At 66.0% G+C, this 22,759-nt stretch carries 20 protein-coding genes; 12 read left to right on the forward strand and 8 right to left on the reverse strand.

From position 1 onward, the window contains the following. Nucleotides 1-70: 70 nt before the first annotated feature. The 3 genes from phnD to BC443_RS03535 all read right to left on the reverse strand — a co-directional run bounded on the left by phnD (nucleotide 71) and on the right by BC443_RS03535 (nucleotide 3,154). Nucleotides 71-1,114: a phosphonate ABC transporter substrate-binding protein gene (gene phnD / locus BC443_RS03525; RefSeq protein ID WP_071230466.1), complete on the reverse strand. Its 1,044-nt coding sequence runs from the start codon at nucleotides 1,112-1,114 to the stop codon at nucleotides 71-73. Nucleotides 1,115-1,200: 86 nt separating this feature from the next. Then, the gene (gene phnC, locus BC443_RS03530; RefSeq protein ID WP_071230467.1) at nucleotides 1,201-2,025 is read right to left on the reverse strand and encodes a phosphonate ABC transporter ATP-binding protein; all 825 of its coding nucleotides are present in this window, start codon (nucleotides 2,023-2,025) and stop codon (nucleotides 1,201-1,203) included. A gap of 250 nt (nucleotides 2,026-2,275) precedes the next feature. After that, on the reverse strand, nucleotides 2,276-3,154 hold the full coding sequence (locus BC443_RS03535) for an NAD(P)H-binding protein (RefSeq protein WP_071230468.1): 879 nt from the start codon (nucleotides 3,152-3,154) through the stop codon (nucleotides 2,276-2,278). 112 nt (nucleotides 3,155-3,266) lie between these two features. Between BC443_RS03535 and BC443_RS03540 the strand changes: the two genes are divergently transcribed. Continuing rightward, nucleotides 3,267-4,187 (forward strand): hydrogen peroxide-inducible genes activator, encoded by a 921-nt coding sequence (locus tag BC443_RS03540; RefSeq protein WP_071230469.1) that lies wholly within the window; start codon nucleotides 3,267-3,269, stop codon nucleotides 4,185-4,187. After that, nucleotides 4,184-6,262, forward strand: a complete 2,079-nt coding sequence (gene recG, locus BC443_RS03545) for an ATP-dependent DNA helicase RecG (protein WP_071230470.1) — start codon at nucleotides 4,184-4,186, stop codon at nucleotides 6,260-6,262. The genes BC443_RS03540 and recG overlap by 4 nt, the downstream gene beginning before the upstream one ends. A 24-nt stretch (nucleotides 6,263-6,286) precedes the next feature. On the opposite strand, the gene yccS is transcribed toward recG, so the two are convergent. Continuing rightward, the gene (gene yccS / locus BC443_RS03550) at nucleotides 6,287-8,590 is read right to left on the reverse strand and encodes a YccS family putative transporter (RefSeq protein ID WP_083387190.1); all 2,304 of its coding nucleotides are present in this window, start codon (nucleotides 8,588-8,590) and stop codon (nucleotides 6,287-6,289) included. A gap of 261 nt (nucleotides 8,591-8,851) precedes the next feature. On the opposite strand from yccS, the gene BC443_RS03555 reads away from it, so the two are divergent. Further along, nucleotides 8,852-9,904 carry a DUF4105 domain-containing protein gene (locus BC443_RS03555; protein WP_247643209.1) on the forward strand — a complete coding sequence of 351 codons (1,053 nt, stop codon included), beginning with the start codon at nucleotides 8,852-8,854 and terminating at the stop codon, nucleotides 9,902-9,904. 25 nt (nucleotides 9,905-9,929) lie between these two features. After that, nucleotides 9,930-10,814 (forward strand): oxygenase MpaB family protein, encoded by an 885-nt coding sequence (locus tag BC443_RS03560; RefSeq protein WP_071230471.1) that lies wholly within the window; start codon nucleotides 9,930-9,932, stop codon nucleotides 10,812-10,814. Here the strand turns inward: BC443_RS03560 and BC443_RS03565 are convergent. Next, nucleotides 10,805-11,707, reverse strand: coding sequence for a LysR family transcriptional regulator (locus tag BC443_RS03565; RefSeq protein WP_071230472.1), 903 nt, complete (start codon nucleotides 11,705-11,707; stop codon nucleotides 10,805-10,807). The two genes, BC443_RS03560 and BC443_RS03565, sit on opposite strands and share 10 nt — an antisense overlap. A 115-nt stretch (nucleotides 11,708-11,822) precedes the next feature. Between BC443_RS03565 and trpB the strand changes: the two genes are divergently transcribed. From trpB to BC443_RS03580, 3 genes are all read left to right on the forward strand, one after another. Continuing rightward, the gene (gene trpB, locus BC443_RS03570) at nucleotides 11,823-13,067 is read left to right on the forward strand and encodes a tryptophan synthase subunit beta (RefSeq protein WP_071230473.1); all 1,245 of its coding nucleotides are present in this window, start codon (nucleotides 11,823-11,825) and stop codon (nucleotides 13,065-13,067) included. Next, complete coding sequence (trpA, locus tag BC443_RS03575) at nucleotides 13,064-13,939, forward strand: tryptophan synthase subunit alpha (RefSeq protein ID WP_083387191.1); 876 nt, start codon at nucleotides 13,064-13,066, stop codon at nucleotides 13,937-13,939. The genes trpB and trpA overlap by 4 nt, the downstream gene beginning before the upstream one ends. Before the next feature lie 130 nt (nucleotides 13,940-14,069). Next, nucleotides 14,070-14,783: a pirin family protein gene (locus tag BC443_RS03580; RefSeq protein ID WP_071230474.1), complete on the forward strand. Its 714-nt coding sequence runs from the start codon at nucleotides 14,070-14,072 to the stop codon at nucleotides 14,781-14,783. Between the two features lie 90 nt (nucleotides 14,784-14,873). On the opposite strand, the gene BC443_RS03585 is transcribed toward BC443_RS03580, so the two are convergent. From BC443_RS03585 to BC443_RS03595, 3 genes are all read right to left on the reverse strand, one after another. Beyond that, entirely contained in the window at nucleotides 14,874-15,230 is a 357-nt protein-coding gene (locus tag BC443_RS03585) for a hypothetical protein (protein ID WP_071230475.1), read from the reverse strand. A gap of 129 nt (nucleotides 15,231-15,359) precedes the next feature. Next, the gene (locus BC443_RS03590) at nucleotides 15,360-15,635 is read right to left on the reverse strand and encodes an HU family DNA-binding protein (protein WP_071230476.1); all 276 of its coding nucleotides are present in this window, start codon (nucleotides 15,633-15,635) and stop codon (nucleotides 15,360-15,362) included. Nucleotides 15,636-15,803: 168 nt separating this feature from the next. Then, a complete protein-coding gene (locus tag BC443_RS03595; RefSeq protein WP_071230477.1) occupies nucleotides 15,804-17,006 on the reverse strand; it encodes an FAD-dependent oxidoreductase in 1,203 nt (400 codons plus the stop codon). A 130-nt stretch (nucleotides 17,007-17,136) separates the two neighbouring features. Between BC443_RS03595 and BC443_RS03600 the strand changes: the two genes are divergently transcribed. The 5 genes from BC443_RS03600 (at nucleotide 17,137) to BC443_RS03620 (ending at nucleotide 22,749) form a co-directional block, all read left to right on the forward strand. Further along, a complete protein-coding gene (locus BC443_RS03600; RefSeq protein ID WP_247643210.1) occupies nucleotides 17,137-17,694 on the forward strand; it encodes a chorismate lyase in 558 nt (185 codons plus the stop codon). 137 nt (nucleotides 17,695-17,831) lie between these two features. After that, nucleotides 17,832-18,755, forward strand: a complete 924-nt coding sequence (ubiA, locus tag BC443_RS03605) for a 4-hydroxybenzoate octaprenyltransferase (protein WP_071230478.1) — start codon at nucleotides 17,832-17,834, stop codon at nucleotides 18,753-18,755. Between the two features lie 152 nt (nucleotides 18,756-18,907). Continuing rightward, complete coding sequence (gene phoB / locus BC443_RS03610) at nucleotides 18,908-19,597, forward strand: phosphate regulon transcriptional regulator PhoB (RefSeq protein ID WP_071230531.1); 690 nt, start codon at nucleotides 18,908-18,910, stop codon at nucleotides 19,595-19,597. A gap of 8 nt (nucleotides 19,598-19,605) precedes the next feature. Continuing rightward, the gene (gene phoR, locus BC443_RS03615) at nucleotides 19,606-20,958 is read left to right on the forward strand and encodes a phosphate regulon sensor histidine kinase PhoR (protein ID WP_071230479.1); all 1,353 of its coding nucleotides are present in this window, start codon (nucleotides 19,606-19,608) and stop codon (nucleotides 20,956-20,958) included. A gap of 120 nt (nucleotides 20,959-21,078) precedes the next feature. Next, nucleotides 21,079-22,749, forward strand: a complete 1,671-nt coding sequence (locus BC443_RS03620) for a methyl-accepting chemotaxis protein (RefSeq protein WP_071230480.1) — start codon at nucleotides 21,079-21,081, stop codon at nucleotides 22,747-22,749. The last annotated feature ends 10 nt before the right edge of the window (nucleotides 22,750-22,759 follow it).

Here is a 22,759-nt window from a genome sequence, read left to right on the forward strand (position 1 = left end):
GATGAGGATCGGAGCTCGATCGTCGGCGGCAGGTCGAAGAGTCGATCTGCCGCCGGCCGGGAGCGGAACCTCAGTTGGCCATTGCCGTGGTGTTGTCGGCCTGCTCGGCCTGCGCGGCTTCGCGGGCGTCCATGCGCTGGTTCAGCGATTCGAGGCGAGCGTCGATATCCGCGAGTTGCTGCTGCTTCTCCTCGGCATCGATCGAATCGTCGGCGGCGAGCTGGGCGCGCTGCTTGAACAGGGCGAGCTGACGGATCGGCAGCAGTTGGTCGTTGTCGGAAGCGGCAAAACCGGACCACTGCAGCGGTTCGAGAATCTGCTTCTGCTTGTCGGTATCGCCGTAGCTCAGGAAGAACTGGCGCAGCTCGTCCTTGGTTTCCTGCGGTAGATCGGTACGCCAGACCAGCGGATCGGAGGGGATCAGCGGCGACTTCCAGATCACCTTGAGCTGGTCGGCCTTGTCGGGATGAGTGATCTCCAGGCGCTCCATGCTTTCGGTGTTGAACGTCGCGACATCGACCTGGCCGTTGGCCACGGTCAGCGCATTGGTCTCGTGATTGGAATTGAGCGTGCGCTTGAACGCGGTGGCGGGATCGACGTGGTTCTTGGCGAAGACGTAGTAGCCCGGTACCAGATATCCCGAGGTAGAGTTGGGATCGCCGTTGCCGAAGGTCAGCTCGCCGGCGTGATCCAGCACTTCGTCGACTGAGTCGTAGGGGCTCTCCTTGTTGACGATCATCAGGCTCCAGTAGCCCGGCGCGCCATTGGCGGCGACGGTCTGGGCGAAGATCTCGCCACCGGCGCGATCGACTGCTTCCATTGCCGACTTGTTGCCGTACCAGGCGAGATCGACCTTGTCGAAGCGCATCGCCTGGATCACCGCGGCGTAGTCGGTGGCGAAGAACGGCTGGACCTCGACGCCCAACGCCTCGGACATGTCATCCAGAAACGGCTGCCACTGGGTCGACTGGTTGGAACTCGATTCGGTGGAGATGATGCCGAAGCGCAGCGGCTCGTCGGCGGCCTGGGCCGAACTGACGGCCAGCGTGGTGCCGAACAGGCCGAGTCCGGCGATCAGCGGCAGGGCCGCACGGCGTAGACGGGATGAGATCATGTCGTTTCCTCGAAGCGTCGGGGTTGGTGATCGATGGTCAGGGATCGGTCGTGGGTATGTCGGTTTTCCTGCAGAGCTCGCTCGGCTCAGCCCACCGCATGCAGTGGCGCCGCCATCCGATGATCGGGCTGACGGGATTCGAGCTCGTCGAGACCGGCGTTCTCGTAGAGCGCCTGCAGGCGGCTGTCGGTGAGGCCTTCGATCGGCCCGTCGTAGTAGAGCCGCCCCTGTTTGAGGGCGATGGCGCGGCGGCAGTAGCGGCGCGCGACGTCGACCTGATGCAGGGTGACGACGATGGTGCGGCCGTCCTCGCGATTGATGCGCTGGAGGATCTCCATCACTTCGCGGGCGCTGCGCGGATCGAGGGAGGCGATCGGCTCGTCGGCGAAGATCACTTCGGCCTCCTGGACCAGCGCCCGGGCAATGGCGACGCGCTGCATCTGGCCGCCGGAAAGGGTATTGGCGCGCTGATGGGCGAGACCGACGATGCCGACCCGCTCGAGTGCGCGCAGCGCCAGGTCCCGTTCGTGCTGGGTGAAGCGGCCCGTCAGCGCCCGCCATCGCGGCATCGCCCCGAGGTGGCCGATCAGCACGTTGGTCAGCACGCTCAGGCGGCCGACGAGATTGAACTGCTGGAAGATGTAGCCGGCACGACGGCGCTGTTCGCGACTCGCGCCGACCAGTCGCCCCTGGCGCTGCACGTCGCGATCCAGCACTCTGACATGACCGTGCGACTGGCGGTCGGCACGGGTCAGGCCGATGAGATGGCGCAGCAGGGTCGACTTGCCGGAGCCCGACGGCCCGATCAGGGTGACCATTTCGCCGCTGGCGATCTCGAAACCCACCTCGCGCAGCGCGGCGTGGTTGCCGAAGGATTTGTCGAGCCGTTCGACGCTAATGATGGCGGTCATACGATTCGTCCCGGAAAGTGTTTGGAACCTGAAAGGCTGGACACAGTCTGGCGACGTCGTATGACGGTTATTTATCTAGACAATTAAGAAACGGTGACAAAGGCGGGGGCAAAAAGCGCCACGAAAAAAGCGCCCGCTGGCGCTTTATGGAGAATATCAATAAGTTGGCGGCGGCCGTCATCTCGCCGACACGAATTCGTCGTCGAATCGTCACATCCAGCACAAGACGATGTCGGCCGCCGGCCGGGCGTCAGGCGCTTTCCGTGGCGGGCAGGAAACCGCCCTGTCTGAGCACGTCCTCGTAACCTTCTCGGAAGGTGGGATAGCGGAACGTGTAGCCGGAATCGAGCAGCAGCCGGTTGTTGCAGCGCTTGCTGGAACGGCGACGCAGCGGTGACTGGATGACGTCCGGCGTCTCGACCTTGAGTCGCCCGGCGATCCAGGCCATCACTTCGTGCAGCGGTGCCGAATCGCAATCGCTGGCGAGATAGACCGGCTCCAGCGGCTTGCCTTCCAGCGCCAGCTGGATCAGGTGGGCGATCACGCCCGCGCAGTCGTCGCGATGAATGCGATTGGAGTACATTGGCGGGTTGGAGGCGGCGATACGGCCTTCGCTCACCTGGCGGATCAGCCGGTCGCGACCCGGGCCGTAGATTCCCGAGAAGCGGATGGCCGTGCCGGGCAGATCGTGTGCGAGCAGCGCCTGCTCGGCCTCGCGCATCAGTACCCCCGAGAAACCGTGGGGTTCGGTCACCGAGGTCTCGTCCACCTCTTCGCCGCCCTGCTGGGCATAGACGCTGGTCGAGGAGACGAAAAGGACCCGCTCGGGCGGCTTCTCGCGGGCGCCGAACGCCTGCAGAACCGCCTTCAGGCCAGTCGGATATGCCGCCTCGTAGGCCGACTCCTCGAACCGGTCCGCCGTCACCGCGTAGACGATGATATCGGCATCCGGCAGTGCCGCCAGCGCGGCTTCGTCGGTCACGTCCAGCGCCACCGCTTCGATCCCGGTGCCGGCGAGCGCGACGACGTTGCGGCGTGCGCCGATCACGCGATGACCGGCATCGATCAACTGCTTCCCGAGCTGGGTGCCGATATCGCCACAGCCGAGAATTAGCGTAGTTTTCTTCACCTTTCCCTAGCCTCTTGGTAAAACGTCCTTGATGATTCGTCCCTGAGGACGCGAATGACCTCGAGAACCACACACTGACTTCGTGCGACAGGGAGCCTTCCGGTCCCAGCCAATGACTCTAACAGAACTCCGCTACATCGTAACCTTGGCCCAGGAGCGCCACTTCGGCCGCGCCGCCGAACGCTGCTTCGTTTCCCAGCCGACGCTGTCGGTGGCCGTCAAGAAACTCGAGGACGAACTCGGCATCGCCCTGTTCGAACGCTCCAAATCCACCGTTCAGGTGACCCCGCTGGGCGAGCGGATCGTCGAGCAGGCGCATCGCGTGCTGGAGCAGGCCACGCTGATCCGGGAGATGGCCACCGAAGGCAAGGACCAGTTGATCAGCCCGCTGCGGATCGGCGCGATCTATACCATCGGCCCCTATCTGTTTCCGCATCTGGTTCCGGCGCTGTCACGCATCGCGCCGCAGATGCCGCTCTATATCGAGGAGAGCTTCACCGGCGAGCTGCGGCGCAAGCTGCGTGGCGGCGAACTCGATGCGATCTTCGTGGCGCTGCCGTTCAACGAGTCCGACGTGGTCACCAAGACGCTCTACGAAGAGCCGTTCGAGGTGCTGCTGCCGGCCGGCCATCCGTGGACGGAGAAGGCGGCGATCGCCAAGGAGGACCTGCTCACCGAACGGCTGTTGCTGCTCGGCGAGGGTCACTGCTTCCGCGATCAGATCCTGGAAGCCTGCCCGGCGATCAGCGCGCAGCTCAACAATCCCGCCAACACATTGATCGCCGAGGGCGGCTCGCTGGAAACCATCCGCCACATGGTCGCGTCGGGGCTGGGCATCACGGTCCTGCCCAGACTGGCGATCGGCACCAACCACTATGAAGGTGGCCTGCTGGAGAGTCGGCCCTTCAAGGGCAGCGCGCCCACGCGCAGCGTCGCGCTGGCATGGCGCGCCAGTTTCCCGCGGCCCAAGGCGATCGATGCGCTGATTCAGGCGATCGATAAAATCCAGAGTAGCGACGTCGAGGCCGCATGAGCCTTGATGTGCCGGTAACCGACCTCTCCGGCGTCGGCGAGGCGCTGGCCGGCAAGCTGGCCCGGCTGCGCATCGAACAGGTCGTCGACCTGCTGTTTCATCTGCCGCTGCGCTATCAGGATCGGACACGGATCACGCCCATCGGCACCTTGCGTGCCGGCACCGAGGCCGTGGTCGAGGGCGAAGTCAGCGCGGCAGAGGTCGTCCGCGGCCGTCGGCGAAGCCTGCTGGTCCGGCTCAAGGACGGCTCCGGCATTCTCAGCCTGCGCTTCTTCCACTTCTCGCCGGCCCAGCAGCAGCAGTTCGTCAAGGGCGCCCAGGTGCGCTGCTTCGGCGAGGCCCGCGCCGGCAGCACCGGGCTCGAGATCTATCACCCGGAATATCGTCTGGTCCAGAGCGAGGCGACGCCGGTGGACGAACACCTGACCCCGATCTATCCCGCCACCGAAGGGCTGGCGCAGCCACGCCTGCGTGCTCTGATCCAGCAGGCGCTGAAGCGGCTCGAACAGGCGCCCGAGAGCCTGCCGGAGTGGATTCCCGAACCGCTGCGCGGCCGTTTTCGGCTGCCGGGGCTGATCGAATCGCTGCGCTATCTGCACGAGCCGCCGCCGGACGCCCCGCAGGAACGCCTGGCCGATGGCCGCCACCCGGCACAGCGACGGCTGGCGCTGGAAGAGCTGCTGGCTCACCAGTTGAGTTTGCGCCAGGTCCGCCTGCGCATTCAGACCGATGGCGCGCCCCGGCTCGCGGCGAGCAGCAACCTGCAGGCACGCTTTCTGACCCAGCTGCCGTTCTCGCTGACCCAGGCGCAGCGCCGGGTGCTGGAAGAAATCGGGCGGGACCTGGAGCGGGAAGTGCCGATGCTGCGGCTGGTGCAGGGCGATGTCGGCTCGGGCAAGACCGTGGTCGCCGCCATGGCGGTGCTGAACGCCATCGCCGGCGGCTGCCAGGCGGCGGTGATGGCCCCCACCGAGATTCTCGCCGAGCAGCACTTCCGCCAGTTCCGTGCCTGGCTCGAACCGCTGGGGATCGAAGTCGGCTGGCTGGCCGGCAAGCTCAAGGGCAAGGCCCGGCTGGACACCAAGGCCGCCATCGCCGACGGCCGCGTGCAGGTCGCGGTCGGCACCCACGCGCTGTTCCAGGATGACGTGGCCTTTCATCGCCTGGGGCTGGCGGTGATCGACGAGCAGCATCGCTTCGGCGTTCACCAGCGCCTCGCGCTGCGCCAGAAGGGCGAATCCGGCGGTCTGACCCCGCATCAGCTGATCATGACCGCCACCCCGATCCCGCGGACGCTGGCGATGAGCGCCTACGCCGATCTGGATCTGTCGGTGATCGACGAGCTGCCGCCGGGACGCACGCCGGTACAGACCGTGGCGGTACCCGACGAGCGTCGCCCGGAAGTGATCCAGCGCATCCGCAACGCCTGCGCCGACGGCCGCCAGGCCTACTGGGTCTGCACGCTGATCGAAGAGTCGGAAGCGCTGACCTGCCAGGCAGCCGAGGTGACCCGCGATACGCTGGTGGAAGCACTGCCGGAGCTGAACGTGGGGCTGGTTCACGGCCGCATGAAGGTGCAGGAAAAGGCCGACGTGATGGATGCTTTCAAGCGCGGCGAGCTGGATCTGCTGGTGGCGACCACGGTGATCGAGGTCGGCGTCGACGTGCCCAACGCCAGCCTGATGATCATTGAAAACCCGGAGCGGCTGGGGCTCTCCCAGTTGCATCAGCTACGCGGCCGGGTCGGTCGCGGCAGCGTCGACAGCTACTGCGTGCTGCTCTACCACCCGCCGCTGTCGAACCACTCCCGCCAGCGGCTCGGTATCCTGCGCGACACCACCGACGGCTTCAAGGTGGCAGAAAAGGATCTCGAACTGCGTGGCCCCGGCGAAGTGCTCGGCACCCGCCAGACCGGACTGGCGCAGATGAAGATCGCCGATCTGGAGCGCGATCGGGATTTGCTCGATACCGTCACCGCCCTGGCCCAGGCGCTGCTCGAGGAAGCCCCCGATGCCGTGACGCCGCTGATCCGGCGCTGGCTGGGCGACGAAGCCGGACGCTACGGGCAGGTATGAAGCCTGCCCGTAGCCACCGCGCGCTCAAGCATTCTCGGCGGCTTTGCCGCCAGTCTTCTCGCCGCTGTTCTCTTGTCCACCTTTTCCATCGTCACCTTTTTCGTCGCCACCGTTGCCCTCGCCTGGCGTCTCCACCGGACGCGCGATCAGCCGGGCTGCCGCTTCGCTCATCGGCCCCAGTTGGCGACTGATATGCAGCAGCTGGGTCTGGATCACGCGGCGCTCGTCGTCGGCGTCGTCCTGGGCGGTGGTGGGCTCCTGCTCGAAGATCGCCACCAACGCGTTCTGCTCGCTCTTGGGATCGTCGATGGGCTGGCGCGATTGCAGACTGGCGGCGATGGTGTCGAAGCGATCGGCGATCCGCCGCGCGGCGGCATAGATCTCGGCATCGCTTTCGGCATTCGACTCGTTGGCTGCCAATGCCCCCCGATGTGCCCCCAGTGCGGAGAGATAGCCCAGCAGCGTGTGTGAAACGACCAGGAAGCGGAAGCCTTCGTCGGCGTCCTTCTTCCGGTAGTGCCCCGGCTCCTGCAGCATGTTGGAGAGCACCGTGGAGAGCGCGGCATCGGCATTGTGGGCGTTACGCCGCGCCAGCCGGTAGGCGAGGTCGTCCTGCTTGCCGGCTTCGTACTGGTGGATGATCTCGCGCAAATAGAGCGTGCTGTTGGTCAGCGCCGTCGCGGCCACCTTGTGCAGTCGCCGCCCCTGCCAGTCCGGCAGGATGAAGAACACCGCCAGGCCGGATATCAGCGCGCCGATCAGCGTATCGATCAGCCGAGGCAGGATCAGATCGAAACCGTCGCCGACCTGGTTGAAGCTGCTCAACACCAGCGTGGTGATGGCGGCGGTGGCGATGACGTAATGCTTCTCGCGATTGGCGAAGAAGACGACGCCGGCCACCACGGAAATCAGCGACTGGAGCAGCGGGTTCGGGAACAGGCTGATCAGCGCCCACCCCACTACCAGACCGAATACCGTGCCGACGATGCGTTGGCGCAGGAAGCGACGCGTGGCGCCGAAGTTGGGCCGACACACGAACAGCGTGGTCAGCAGGATCCAGTAGCCTTGGGTCGGATGAACCAGGTGCAGCACGCCATAGCCCACCAGTAGCGCCGTCGACAGCCGCAGCGCGTGACGAAAGGTCGGCGAGCCCGGCGTCAGGTTGAGGCGGATGCGCTCCCAGGCGTCGCGGAAGCTGCGCGGCGAGCGGTCGAGAAGGCTGGCGTCCTTCTGATCGACCACCGCATCCGGGTTGTGAGCGCTGGAGAGCTGATCCTCCAGCGTCGCCAGGTTACGGCCCAGCGCCTGCAGCGAGCGCAGCAGCGGGGTCCATTCCGGGTTGCGCTGGGCCCGCAGGTAGACGATCGAGGCGCGCAGATCTTCCAGCGCCTGCTCGCTCTGGCCGTGCTCGAAGGGCTGACGCAGCAATAGCGCCTTGGCCAGCCGCTTGCAGGCGCGACCCTGCTGGTCGAGCAGCCGCTGGCAGCGGAACAGCACATCGTGATGGAAGAAGGTCTCGGTCAGTGCCGAATAGGGATAATGGGAGGCGCTGACCCGCTCGTGGATGTCCTGCGCGATGAAATAGAGCCGCAGATAACGGTTGAGCTTGCGACTGCCGCGCTGGCCTTCCAGACGCCGGAAGATCATCTCCTTGGCCTGGTTGAGCGCGGTCACCACGCGGCCGTTCTGGCGCGCCAGCGCGACGCGACGGCTTTCGACATCGACCCCGCGCAGCGGCTCGAACAGCGTCGCCTTGATGATCAGATACTCGCCCAGCTCCCGGTAGAGCTGCGCCATGCTCTGCTTGACCGGCTGGCGCGAGAACAGCGCGCACCAGACGACCGAGATCGCCCCGTACCAGGCCGCACCGCCGACCAGCAGCAGCGGTTGATGCCAGAAGTTGCCGCCGGTGGTGCCGCCGTGCTGCTCGATGTTGATCATCGAATAGACCGACAGGATCAGCGTCGCCGAGGCGATGGTGGCGTAGCGCTGCTCGACGGCGCCGAGCATGATGAAGGTGAACGCGGACAGCGCCAGACCGGGCGCGAACAGCCAGGGCCAGGGGAACAGCAGCTCCACCGAGCACGAGGCGACCAGGAAACAGACCAGCGTGACCAGCAGCGCCCGAACGCGGCCTTCCCAGTTGTCATCGGTCTCGGAGAGCGCGCTGGCGATGATGCCGAGAAACAGCGGAATGGCGAGCGCGATCTGATCCTGGGACCAGCTCAGCGCAATGGCGCCGCTGAACGCCAGGAACACGCGGAAGCTGTAGGCGAACTTGTCCAGCGTCCACAGCTGGCGCAGGGAGTGGGAAAACGAATCGGAAATCTCGGTCTCTCCAGGGTTGTGGTCGTGCCGTCAAGATAGCGCGCCCGCGATACCGGGAACAGACGCCACCGACCATGAGCGAATAGAGAACCCCACCAGGAATTAGACTTTAGTATAACGTCGTTACACCTATCGGCAGCAACGGCTTTGCGCTTTATCCACGCCCCCACTTCATCCCTGTCCCGGAGTTCGGCATGATCGGGGTTTACCGGAAGATTGAGGCAGAGCGTGCGACCGACCAGGCATTCGCATCGAAACGGCGTGTGGCGAGCACTCGCCATCATGGGCCAGGCATTGCGGGCGCTGGTGTTGCTGGCCGTGATCGCGTGGGGCGCGCTGGCGCTGCACTTCGAGCTGCCAGGATCGATGCTCGTCGTCGACTCGGTGATCGCAGTATGGGTGCTGGTCGGCCTGGCCGCGCTGCTGGCGCCTTTATGGAAGCACCGCCATCGCCGGGCGTCATCGGCGCTGCACGTCCTGTTCGCGCTGACACTGATCGCCGTCGTGAGCTGGTGGCAGAGCCTCGAGCCCAGCAACGATCGCGACTGGGCACCGGACGTGGCGCGCCAGCTCTCGGTCGAGCGCGAGGGCGACCGGGTCCGGCTTCACAACGTGCGCGACTTCGAATGGCAGACGCCGAACACCGCGACGACGCGCTGGGAGACCCGCGAGTACGATCTCTCGCAGCTCGACTCGGTGGACATGGTGGTCTCCTACTGGATGGGCCCGGCAATCGCCCACACGCTGGTCACGTTCGGCTTTGCCGACGGCCGGCATCTGACGTTTTCGGTGGAGATCCGGCGCGAGCGGGACGAGGCGTTCTCGATCAGTGGCGGCTTCTTCAAGCAGTTCGAGCTCAACCTGATCGCCGCCGACGAGAACGACATCCTGCGCCTGCGCAGCAACGTCAGAGGCGAGGATGTCTATCTCTACCGGGTCGGGCTCTCGCCGCAGGCACGCCGCGAGCTGTTCGTCGCCTATCTCGACGAAGCCGAGCGGCTGCGCCGAACGCCTGAGTTCTACAACACCCTGACCAGCAACTGCACCACCATCGTGTTCGACATGGTCGACAGGATCGTCGCCGGGCTGCCCAGGGACATCCGGCTGATTCTCTCCGGCTATCTGCCGGAATACGTCTACGAGATCGGCGGGCTGGATACGAGCCATCCGCTCGCGTTCCTGCGTAACCGCGGCTATATCAACCCGCGTGCCCAGCAGATTCCGTACAATGCAGGAAGCGAGGCCTTCTCCCGTGCCATTCGCGACGGAGTCCCCGCCGCCGACGGCGAGATCCTTCACGCTTCGTCACCCTGACGTGCCCTGACCCGACCTTGATGCCATGACCTCCCTGCGCGACGCCATCGAAAACCGTATCAGCCATCTGACCGGCCGCACGCTGGGCGGGGTCGACTATACCCAGCCCAAGGGCGATCCGGGCCTGTTCGGGCCGGAGACCATGGCGTGGCGGGTGCATGGGGACTTCACCTCGATGATGTGCGGCGGTGTCAGCGCGCTGCTGCTGCAGATGCTGCACCCGCTGGCGCTGGCCGGCGTGTGGGATCACTCCAACTTCCGCCGCGACATGATCGGCCGGCTGCGCCGCACCAGCCAGTTCATCGCCGTCACCACCTTCGGCTCCCGCGACGACGCCGAGCGCATTCTCGAGCGGGTACGCCGAGTGCACGACAGCGTCAGCGGGCATGCCGCCGACGGTACGCCCTACGCGGCCAACGATCCGGATCTGCTGGTGTGGGTCCATGTTGCCGAGATGAGCCGTTTTCTCGCCTCGCATCGGCGCTATCGCGATCCCGGCCTGAGTCTCGAGGATCAGGATCGCTACTTCGCCGAAACCGCCCGCGTGGCCGAAGCGCTGGGCGCGCGCCACGTGCCCAAAAGCCGGGCGGCCATCGATGACTATCTCGAGCGTCAGCGACGCTATCTGGTCTGCGACGCCCGCACCCGCGACGTCATCGACGTGCTGCTGCACGCGCTGCCGCCGAGCCCGGTCATCCGCCCCGTCGGCGCGCTGTTCATGCGCGCCGGCATCGATCTGCTGCCACCGTGGGCAGCGACGCTGCTGAGCCTCGAGATGTCGACGCTCGAGCGTCGCGCCGTGCGCAGCGGCATTCGTACCATCGCCCCGGTGGTGCGCTGGGCCGTGCGCAACGGCTCCTACCGTCGCGCCATGGAGCGGATGCAGGCCCGGGAGCAGGCTCAGGACTGATCGCCGGCCAGCTCGCGACGCAGCCATTCGGCAAGGCGCTCGCCGCGTCGGGCGTCGACGCCGGGCGCCAGCCACAGCCCCAGCGAGGCGCCGGTCTCGACCGCCGGCCACGGCGCCATCAGGCGCTCCTGACGCAGCTCGGCCGTCACCAGCAGCTGCGGGGCGATGGCGACGCCCAGCCCCGCCAGTGCGGCTTCCAGCAGATAATAGAGATGTTCGAAGCTGCGCCCCCGGCCCCGCGCCGCTGCCAGCGTCTCGTCGTCCACGTCCATGGCCGCCGCCCACTCGGGCCAGGCTTGCGGCCGCGAGGCCGTGTCCAGCAGCGTGAGCCGCTCCAGCATCGCCCTGGCCGACGCCTGCGATGCCACCGCCCAGACTGCCGGTGTCGCCACCGCGACGATTCGCTCCGGCATCAGCGGGAATACCGTCATGTCGGCGGGCCACGGCGGCGCGGCGAAGCGCAGCGTGGCATCGACGTCCTCCCGGCGCGGGTCGAGTTCGTTCTCGCTGGAAACCACCCGCAGCCGCAGCTCGGGTAGGTCGGCGTTGAGCCGGTCGAGCCGCGGGATCAGCCAGCGCGCCAGCAGGCTACCCGGGCAGGCCAGCGTGAACGGCGCTTCGTCGAGGCGTCGCGCAAGTCTGGCGCAACCCTCGCTCAAGCGTGAGAAAGCCTCATGCACCGCCGGATACAGCTCCCGACCATGGGCCGTCGGTTCGAGCCCGCGCCCCGCCTTGTCGAACAGGGCGGTGCCGAAATGGTGCTCCAAGGTTCGCAGCTGGCGGCTCACCGCGCCGTGCGTGACGTTCAGCTCGCGCGCGGCGCCGCTGACGCTGCCCAGACGAACCGTGGCCTCGAACGCGCGCAGTGCATTGAGAGAAGGTAACGTGACCATCCCGCCTCCGCCGATTGGTGAGTTTTCCTCACTGGATACGGAGAGTTTATCGATTTTCTCCGCCGCGCTACCAGCCTAGTCTGAGCCCATCGAATCGACTGACCGGGAGCGACTGATGAGTACAAAGAGGGTTGATCTCCCCGACGAGCATGGCTTTTTCGGCGGCTCGGACGATCGGGGCCAGGCAGGGCACGGCTATGGCGGGCGCTATGTCGCGGAAACGCTGATGCCGTTGATCGGCGAGATCGAGGCCGCCTACGACGAGGCGCGGGCCGATCCCGCCTTTCAGGTACGGCTGGACGAGCTGCGCCGTGACTATATCGGTCGCGCCACGCCGCTCTACTTCGCCGAGCGCCTGACGGGGCATTTCGGCGGCGCGAAGCTCTATCTGAAGCGCGAGGATCTCAATCATACCGGCGCGCACAAGATCAACAACGCTCTGGGGCAGGCGCTGCTGGCGCAACGCATGGGCCGCCAACGGCTGATCGCCGAAACCGGCGCCGGTATGCACGGCGTCGCCGTCGCCACGGTGGCGGCGCGTCTCGACATGACCTGCGTGATCTACATGGGCGCCACCGATATCGAGCGCCAGCAGCCCAACGTGCAGCGCATGCGCCTGCTCGGCGCCGAGATCGTGCCCGTCCACGCCGGCACGGCGACGCTCAAGGACGCCATGAACGAGGCCCTGCGCGACTGGGTTGCCAATGTCGACGACACCTTCTACATCATCGGCACCGTGGCGGGGCCGGCGCCCTATCCGCGCATGGTGCGGGATTTCCAGTCGGTGATCGGTCGCGAGACCCGCGAGCAGCTGCTGGCGACGCAGCATCGCCTGCCGGACACGCTCGTCGCCTGCGTCGGCGGCGGTTCCAACGCCATGGGACTGTTCCACGCCTTTCTCGACGATACGGACGTGGCCATGATCGGCGTCGAAGCGGCCGGCGAAGGGCTGGAGAGCGGCCGCCATGCCGCCAGTCTCAATGGCGGCACGCCCGGCATCCTGCACGGCAATCGCACCTACCTGCTGCAGGACGACGACGGCCAGATTCAGGACGCCCACTCGATCTCCGCCGGGCTCGACTACCCCGGCATCGGCCCCGAACATGCGTATCTGCATGACAGCGGCCGGGCGAGCTATGTGGCGGTGCCCGACGACGAGGCGCTTGAGGCCGTCGCGCTCTGCTGCCGGCTGGAAGGCATTCTGCCGGCGCTAGAGTCGGCGCACGCGCTTTATCACGCCGGGCGTCTGGCGGCGACACAGGGTCCGGACCAGGCCATCGTGGTCTGCCTGAGCGGCCGCGGCGACAAGGACATGGATACCATCACCCGTCACCTGATGCCCGAGGAGGCCGACTCATGAGCGTTTCGTCTTTGAATACGGATGTCCTGGATACGGCTGGCTCGAACCCCCGAGCCTTGATCGCCGATTCGCGCCTGGCGCGTCGCTTCGCGGCACTGCGTGTCGAGAATCGCGCCGCGCTGGTGACCTACATCATGGCCGGCGACCCCGACCCCGAGACCAGCCGCGACCTGCTCGAGCGCCTGCCGGCAGCGGGCGCCGACATCATCGAGCTGGGCATGCCGTTCAGCGACCCGATGGCCGACGGCGTGGCGATCCAGCGCGCCGGGCAACGCGCGCTGGCGGGCGGCCAGACGCTGGCGCGCACGCTGGAGAGAGTACGCGACTTCCGCCGTCACGACGATGACACCCCGATCGTGCTGATGGGCTATCTCAATCCGATCCAGCGCTTCGGCGAGGACCGCTTCCTGCAGGCGGCGGCCGAGGCCGGCGCCGATGGCCTGATCCTGGTCGACCTGCCGCCGGAACACGGCGCCGCGCTGACCGCCCGGGCCCGCGATCTGGGCTTGGCGCGGATTCCGCTGGTGGCACCGACCACGCCGCCGGAGCGGTTACCAAAGCTGCTCACCCAGGGTGATGGTTTCGTCTACCGCATCGCCTTCAATGGCGTGACCGGCACTCGGCGACCCGATATCGCGGCGTCGCTGGGCGAATCGCTCAGCGAACTCAAGCGACAGTCGCCCCTGCCGGTCGCCGTCGGCTTTGGCGTGCGCGATGGCGACACGGCCGCTGCCGTTGCCCGGGTTGCCGATGCCGTCGTCGTCGGCAGCGCACTGGTCGAGCGGCTCGCCGAGACAGGTATGGAGGGCGCGCTGGCACTGACGCGGGAACTGGCCGAGTCGATTCACGGCGCCCGGAAAAGCGAATCCTGAACGCACCGATCGTTCGCTTTTATGCATGAATACGTGCGCAAAAACGCGCTTTTGTTCGATTATTTAGGTAATACACTGTCTTCATTGCGCCGTCGCTGACGCTCGGCGCCCGAACAACAGGAGACAGACCATGTTGACGATTCGACGCGGTAACGAACGCGGTTATGCCGATCACGGTTGGCTCAAGAGCTACCACTCGTTCTCGTTCGCCGGCTATCACGACCCGAAACACGTGCACTTCAGCGTGCTGCGGGTCATCAACGAAGACCGCGTCGCCCCGGGTCAGGGTTTCGGCCAGCACGGCCATCAGGACATGGAGATATTCTCCTACGTGCTGAGCGGTGAGCTGGCCCACCGCGACACGCTGGGCAACGGTTCCTCGATCGGCCCTGGCCGGGTGCAGATCATGACCACCGGCACCGGCGTCGAGCACAGCGAGTTCAACCACTCCGCCAGCGAGCCGGTGCATTTCCTGCAGATCTGGCTGTTCCCGCGGGCGCGAGGGCTGACGCCGCGCTATGCCGAGAAGGATTTCACTGAAGCCGACAAGCGCGGCCGGCTGTGCCTGATCCTGTCACCGGATGGCCGCGACGGTTCGCTCACGCTGCAGCAGGACGCCTTCATCTACGCGTCGCTACTGGACGGCGACGAACGCGCCGAACTGCCGCTGGCAAGGGGTCGCCAGAGCTACGTGCACGTGGTCAGGGGCAGTATTACGGTCAACGGCCAGGCGCTTGAAGGCGGTGATGCGCTGATGCTCGTGGATGAGCCGGGGGTCGTGCTGGAAAAAGGAGAGGACGCCGAGGTTCTGGTCTTCGACCTGCCAGCCCTATCGCAACAGTGACACGGGCGTGAGGCGATACCGGCGACAGGGACGTTGCCGGCTTCGTGGCTCGTGGCTCGTGGCTCGTGGCTCGTGGCTCGTGGCTCGTGGCTAAAGATATTTCAGCAGCCCCTGCAGTCGTTCCAGATCGCGGGAGTCTCCCACCAGCCGCAGCTGGCCGTTGAACAGCCCTTCTCGGAAGGCGCGCTGGGAAGGCTTGCGCAGAAATCGCGTGGCGCTTTCCGCGTCGCGGAAACGCAGTTCCAGCGTCAGATCGGTCGGCAGGCCGACATCGCTCCGGATCGCCTGCGGCGTCATGCGATAGTGACGGGCGATCGTGAGGTCTTCGGTAGCAACGCCCCAATCGAATCGCTGGAGCTTTTCCAGGGCATCGCGAAACGCCGCCTTGCGGGAACGCGCGCGCTTGAGCATCACGCCCAGCCACCAGAGCATCAACTTGAGCTTCATGCCACCTCGCACGCATCGGCCATCATCATGGGAATATGGCGGGGAAGAATGCCGACCCACCCTCCTGCGGGGGATCGGCTATCGTTTCGCTCATGGCAAATGAGCGACTCAAGAATCCAAGATCCGAGCTTACTTGCTGACGGCGTCCTTGAGAGCCTTGCCGGGCTTGAAGGCCACGGTCTTGCTGGCCGGAATATCCAACGGCTTGCCAGTCTGCGGGTTCTTGCCCGTCCGTGCGGCGCGCTCGCGAACCGTGAACGAACCGAAACCGATCAAAGTGACATCGCTACCCTTGGAAACCGTACCGGTGATCTCGTCGAGGATGACGTTCAACACCTGACTGGCCTTGTCCTTCGACAGATCCGCACGCTCGGCAATCGCCGCAGCGAGTTCTGGCTTACGCATAGAGCCCTCCTAGTTTGGCAATGGCGTCACCTGAAACGCCTCGCGTTGAGACGAGTTGTTGTTCTCGATGAGGAACAACGCCCTCCGATCGCATAATAGGCCGCTTGATGCGCGGTTTGTCCAGCATCAGGTGACGATTCGTGGCTTATAGATCCGCAGCCACCGGGGCTAGCCTAGCAATGGGGGGGTCGCTCGCGCCAGTTCGACTTTACGACGAACGCAGCGCCCGGTCAGCGCAAAGCCCAGCAGGGCACCGTTGTCGTCCTCGGCCAGCGCAGTGAAATCACCGCCTTCTCCCTCGATCCGCCATCGGCGGGGCGCCTTCCGCGGCGGCAGCGCGACCACCGGCAACAGCGGCGTCTTGACCACGATCGGCCAGCTTCCGTAGCTGACCTCGGTCGGCGTGCCGGTCAGCGTCGCCGCCAGTGCCTTGGCGCTGGCCTGCAGCGGCTGGACGTACATCGCGTTCAGGCCGTTGCCCGGGGCGCCGAGGCCATCGACGCAGGCCACGTCTCCCAGCGCGAAGACGTTCGGGTCGCTGGTGGCGAGCCGGCGATCGGTGAGAATGCCCGCCGAAGACACCGCCAGCCCCGCGGCCTCGGCGAGCGCCGTCCGGGGCGTCAGTCCGGTTGCGATCAGCACCAGATCCGCTTCGAGGCTTTCGCCATCCTCCAGCGCCAGCGTCACGCCTTCGCCGTCGTCATGGAGCGCCGTCACCCGGCGTTCGAAAATGCTGCGGATGCCGGTCTCCTCGAACGCCTCGCCCAGCGCCCGCCCCAGCGGCGGCGGCAGCAGGCGGGCCAGCGGCGTCGCCTCGGGAGAGATCAGCGCCACCCGGTGGCCGCCGGCATGCAGATCGCTGGCGAATTCGCAGCCCACCAGGCCCGCGCCGATGATCGCGATGCGAGCCTGTCGCCCGGGGTGGCGATCCAGCACGCTTCGCAGCCGCCGGTAGTCGTCGAGATCGTTGATCTGGAAGACCCGATCGTGCAGCGCGGGAGACACGTCGAACGGCTGCCGGGGCACCGCGCCGGTGGCCAGTACCAACTGGCCGTAGGGCAGGATTTCGGTGCCGATTCGCAGCTGGCGATTGGCGGTGTCGATGGCGTCCACCGTGGTATGGATGCGAACCCGGACCTGCAGCGATTCGGCCACGCCCACCGCATCGCGTATCGCCAGCCTTTCCGCCGTCTGCCGCTTGGTGAAGGCGCTGGAGAGCAGCGGCTTGGTATAGTCCTCGCCGCTGTCGGCGCTGATCAGGGTGATCGGCCGCTCGGCATCGTGGCTTCGCACCGCCCGGGCCAGGCCCAGGCCGGCCATGCCGGTGCCGATGATCGTCAGTGGCGCAGTGGAATGATCGGATTGACTCATTACGGGGGCTCGTTCGGTCGGTCGTTTCGAGGCCTCATGGTACACTACGCTGCCTTCGAGCCGCGTCACCCTGCGGTTCCCGGCATTTTTCACGGTGCTTACCATGGTGCTGCTCATGGAGTCGTTTCGCGTGCCCCCAGCCTGTCACTGCCATGCCTTGTCACCCGCCGAACGATCCTGGCGCTGGGTCCGCTGGACGCCGGCCGCCGCTCAGCGCCCTCGCATGAGCACCGCCTGGTGGCAGTGGGTGGCCTCCACCGACTCCCTTACCGCACGGCTGATCGCGGCGTCCGCGCGCCCGTTCCGGGTCAAGCTGGTACACCAGGGCGTCGAGCGGCCGCGCCGCGACGAAGCCCAGGCCCTGGGCCTGGCTCCCACCGAGGTGGCCTGGGTGCGCGAGGTGCTGCTGATGAGCGGCGAACGGCCCTGGGTCGCGGCGCGCTCGATCGCGCCGCTGGATCGCATCGGTTACCGCCGCCTGCGAACGCTGGGGGAACGCTCGCTGGGCAGCTGGCTGTTCGCCCAGCACGATCTCCAGCGCGATCCGATCGAGGTAGCGCGGGTCTCGCCCGCTGGCGCTGGCCTCTGGCTGCGCCGCTCGCGCTTTCGCCACGGCACCATCCAGTTGCTGGTCCAGGAGTGCTTCCAGCGGGAAATGGCCGAGGACCTGGGCCTTTCTTCGATCTGAGCGACGATCCACGACCTGAACGGCGGTCCACGACCCGGACGACGATCCGGCCCGATTGCCCATCCAGCCTCGAAGCGAGGCCCCAGTTGCAGTAAAGTCGTTGGCGATTTTCAGGCCTTGCCGTTTCGGAGATTCGTATGTCCAGCGCCAACGATTCAGCCGCCCGACCCCGCGGCGATGGTCCCCCCGCTCTCCCCCGCGGCCTCGCCCGCCTGCCCGACTTCCTGCGCCTGACGCGGCTGGACAAGCCGATCGGTACCTGGCTGCTGATGTGGCCGACGCTGTGGGCGCTGTGGCTGGCCGCCGACGGCCTGCCGGATCGCGCCACGCTAATCATCTTCGTGCTCGGGGTCTACCTGATGCGCGCGGCCGGCTGCGTCGTCAACGACTATGCCGATCGCCATCTCGACGGCCACGTCAAACGCACCCGGGAGCGCCCGCTGGCGACCGGGCGGATCAGCGAGAAGGAGGCCAAGATCCTGTTCGCGGGCCTGGTGGCGCTGTCGTTCGTGCTGGTCTGCCTGACCAATCTCGCCACCGTGCTGCTCTCCTTCGTCGGCGTCGCGCTGGCCGCGATCTATCCTTTCATGAAGCGCTACACCCACCTGCCCCAGGTGGTGCTGGGCATGGCGTTCTCCTGGAGCATTCCGATGGCGTTCATGGCGGTGAGTCGCGAGGTTCCGCTGGACGCCTGGCTGCTGCTGGTCGCCAATGTCGCCTGGACCGTGGCCTACGATACCCAGTACGCGATGGTCGATCGCGACGACGACATCAAGATCGGGATCAAGTCCACCGCCCGGCTGTTCGGCCGGTGGGACAAGCGGATCATCGGTCTGCTGCAGCTGCTGACCCTGGCGCTGCTGGCCTGGGTCGGCACCCGGACCCAACTGGACGGGTTCTTCTGGCTGGGGCTGGCGGCGATGGCAGCCACCTTCGTCTACCAGCAGTGGCTGATCCGCGAACGCGAGCGTGATGCCTGCTTCCGTGCCTTTCTCAACAATTTCTGGTCCGGTCTGCTGCTGTTCGCGGGGCTGGTTCTCGCCCTGTGGCCACTGGTCTGACCAAGACGAGACTGACCCCGCTGGCGCGGTTGTCATATCGTTGTCATATTTTCACGATGTAATCGTCACCGTTCTGTCACGGCCGGAAGGGATCCCGGTGCGCCAATCGCACATGAGGGAAAGCTCCCCGGCGGCTCACCCGAGGCATGCGCATGAGCTCCAAGACCGTACTCATCGTTGACGACGAAGCACCCATTCGCGAAATGATCGCCGTGGCGCTGGAGATGGCCGATTATCACGTGCTGGAGGCGGAAAACGCCCAGACCGGCCACGCCATGGCGCTGGACAAGAAGCCCGATCTGATCCTGCTCGATTGGATGATGCCCGGCACCAGCGGCATCGAGCTGGCCCGACGCCTGAAGCGCGAGGAAGCCACCGCCGAAATGCCGATCATCCTGCTCACCGCCAAGGGCGAGGAGGACAACAAGGTGCAGGGGCTGGAAGCCGGTGCCGACGACTACATCACCAAGCCGTTCTCGCCCCGTGAGCTGGTGGCCAGGCTCAAGGCGGTGCTGCGCCGGGCGACGCCGCCGGGCATCGAGGAAGCCGTCGAGGTCGCCGGCCTGCGTCTCGATCCTTCCAGCCACCGCGTCACCTCCCACGGCGGCGCGCTGGAGATCGGCCCCACCGAATATCGGCTGCTGCAGTTCTTCATGACCCACCAGGAGCGCGCCTACACCCGCAGCCAGCTGCTGGATCAGGTCTGGGGCGGCAACGTGTACGTGGAAGAGCGTACCGTCGATGTCCATATCCGCCGGCTGCGCAAATGCCTGGGCGAGGCGCACCAGCATCTGGTCCAGACCGTGCGCGGCACCGGTTACCGTTTCTCGACCCGGGAGTGAGATAGGACGTGCGCTACTGGATCAACGAACTGTGGCGCCTCGGCTACATGCTGTTCGGGCTCGGCGCGATAGGCTTGTTGCTCGGTGAGCTGGGCGGCGAGCTGTTCGCCGGGCTGGGATGGGGCTTGGCGGCCGGGCTCGGGCTCTATGTCTTCCTGCATCTGTGCCACGTGCGCATGCTCTACGTCTGGCTGCTGAAGAATCCCCGCGAAGCGCCGCCACCCGGCACCGGCGTCTGGGGCGACCTGTTCGACCGGCTCTACAACTATCAGAAGGCCCAGACGCAGCTGCAGCAGCGCCTGCGCGACATCCTGCGCCGTATCCAGGACTCCTGCGAGGCGATGCGCGACAGCGTGGTGATGCTCGATCCCAACGGCGATCTCGAGTGGTGGAACAGTGCCGCCTGCGACATGCTCGGCCTGCAACCCGATCACGATCGCGGCCAGCCGATCACCAACTTCTTGCGCGATCCGCGCTTCATCGCCTATTTCGAGAACGGCGACTACAGCGAGCCCCTGCTGATTCCCTCGCCGATCCAGGCCAACCGCACCCTGCAGTTCCATCTCACCCTGTTCGGCGACAACGAGCGCCTGCTGATGGCCCGCGACGTCAGCCGCCTGCATCAACTGGAGATGATGCGCCGCGACTTCGTGGCCAATGTCTCCCACGAACTGCGCACGCCGCTGACGGTGCTGGCCGGTTATCTCGAGACCTATCTCGACCATGCCGACCAGCTCCCCGAGCGCTGGCAGCGCGGATTCGCGCAGATGCAGGCCCAGACCACCCGGATGCAGAATCTGGTGGAGGATCTGCTGCTGCTGTCTCGTCTGGAGATCGACAGCCCCGACGACGATCGCGACGTGCTCGACGTGGTCGCGCTACTCGAGGAGATCGCCGGCGATGCCCGCGATCTCAGCGCCGGCCGGCATCAGGTGGCGGTGGAGGCCGAGGCGTCGGGACGGCTGCTGGCGAACACCAAGGAGATCCGCAGCGCCATCTCCAATCTCGCGTTCAACGCCGTCCGCTACACGCCCGAGGGCAGTACCATCACCCTGCGCTGGAAGCCCTGGCACGACGGCGCCGCCATCGAAGTCGAGGACAACGGCGACGGCTTCGACCCGATCCATATCCCCCGCCTGACCGAGCGCTTCTATCGCGTCGACAAAGGGCGCAGCGCCGCGACCGGCGGTACGGGTCTGGGGCTGGCGATCGTCAAGCACGTGCTGCTTCGCCATGATGCCAATCTGGAGATCGTCAGCCGCCCCGGTCTCGGCGCCCGTTTCCGCTGCGTGTTTCCGGCCTCGCGCCTGGCGCCAGCCCCCTCCCGACCCGCTCCGGATCTGCCCGAAACGCCGGTCTGACGCGCTCTGCCTGGTTTTTCAGTTTTTTCTCAACCTTCATCGTTCGCGGCCGATAGTGGAGGCAATTCACTATTTGTTTATATGAATTGCGCTCCCACGATCAACAAGGATGGCCCTACGATGACGATGCGACAAAAACTCTGGATCACGGTTGGCCTGATGTGGCTGGGCATGCTGATTCTGGTGGGCTGGATGGCCCTGGAGAAACGCGAGACGCTGATGGCCGAACGCGTGAACAGTCTCAAAAGCTTCGTGGGCAGCGCCCAGACGATGGTCGAGCGATACGTCGAACGCGCCGATAATGGCGAGTTCACCGCAGAAGCGGCCCAGAAATTCGCCCGCAGCAACCTCTCGGCGCTGGATCTCGAAGGCAGCTATGTCTACGCCTTCGACAGCGATATCCACCTGGTCTACCACCCCAAGCGCGAGATCGGCAGCGACATGAGCGGGTTCCGCGACGACAACGGGGTCTACTTCTATCGCGAGCTCAAGGCGCTGGCGGACTCGCCCGACGACGGTACGCTGGAGTACACCTCCACCAATGCCGACGGCGAGGACGTGTCACGCATCAACTACGTGCGCTACGTCCCCGAGTGGGACTGGTATCTCGCCGCCAACGTCTACATCAGCGACATCCAGCACGCCTTCTGGGCCGGCGTTCTCAAGATGAGCCTGATTGCCGGTGTCATCGGCGTGATCATCACGCTGATCATGGGCTGGATCATCCGCAACGTGCTGGACGATATCGGTGGCGACCCGCATCAGGCCCGCGAGGCGATCAAGGGCATGGCAGAGGGCGATCTCACCACCTCGCTGAACGTGAAGCCGGGCGACGAGCGCAGCCTGCTCGCGGCCATCGAAGGCATGCGACGGCATCTGGCCGAATCGATGGGCAACATTCGCCACGCCTCGATGACAATCACTGTCGGCGTGGGTCAGATCCATGACGGCAACCAGGACCTGGCAGCGCGAACCGAGCAACAGGCCGCGTCCATCGGGGAGACGGCTTCCAGCATGGAAGAGCTGACCCAGACCGTACGCCAGAACGCCGACAACGCCCGCCAGGCCAGCAATCTGGCCGGCGAGGCGCGTACTACCGCGACGGAAGGCGGCGAGATGATGGATCAGGTCGTGACCAACATGCAGGGCATCACCGACAGCTCGCGTCAGGTCACCGAGATCATCGGCGTGATCGATTCGATCGCCTTCCAGACCAACATCCTGGCGCTCAACGCCTCCGTCGAGGCGGCGCGAGCCGGCGAGCAGGGCCGCGGCTTCGCCGTGGTCGCCAACGAGGTGCGCACGCTGGCCAGCCGCAGCGCCGATGCCTCCCGCGAGATCCGCGAGCTGATCGATGCCTCCAATCGCAAGATCAACGCCGGTTCCGAGATCGTCGGCCAGGCCGGCGACACCATTCGCCGCGTGGTCACTGCCGTTGCCCGCATGACCGATCTGATCGAGGAGATTTCGGTCGCTTCCGGCGAGCAGTCCAACGGGATCGACCAGGTCAACGAAGCCGTGGTGCAGATGGATCAGGTGACCCAGCAGAACGCCGCGCTGGTACAGCAGGCATCCGCTGCCGCCTCCACGCTCAACGCGCAGGTCGCGACGCTGGAACAGGCGCTGGCCGGGTTCAGGGTCGCGAGCGTCGAATACGACGACCTGATGTCGGGTTACCGTCAGCCGATGGCGTCGACCACGACACCGAAACTGCCACCGACGCCCGCGCCGAGCACGACATCGGCTTCACGCTCGACGCGAGACGATAACGACGACTGGAAGTCCTTCTAACCGGATCTCG

It is taken from the genome of Salinicola sp. MIT1003, assembly GCF_001858555.1.
In the GTDB taxonomy this organism is placed as follows: Bacteria; Pseudomonadota; Gammaproteobacteria; order Pseudomonadales; family Halomonadaceae; genus Salinicola; species Salinicola salarius.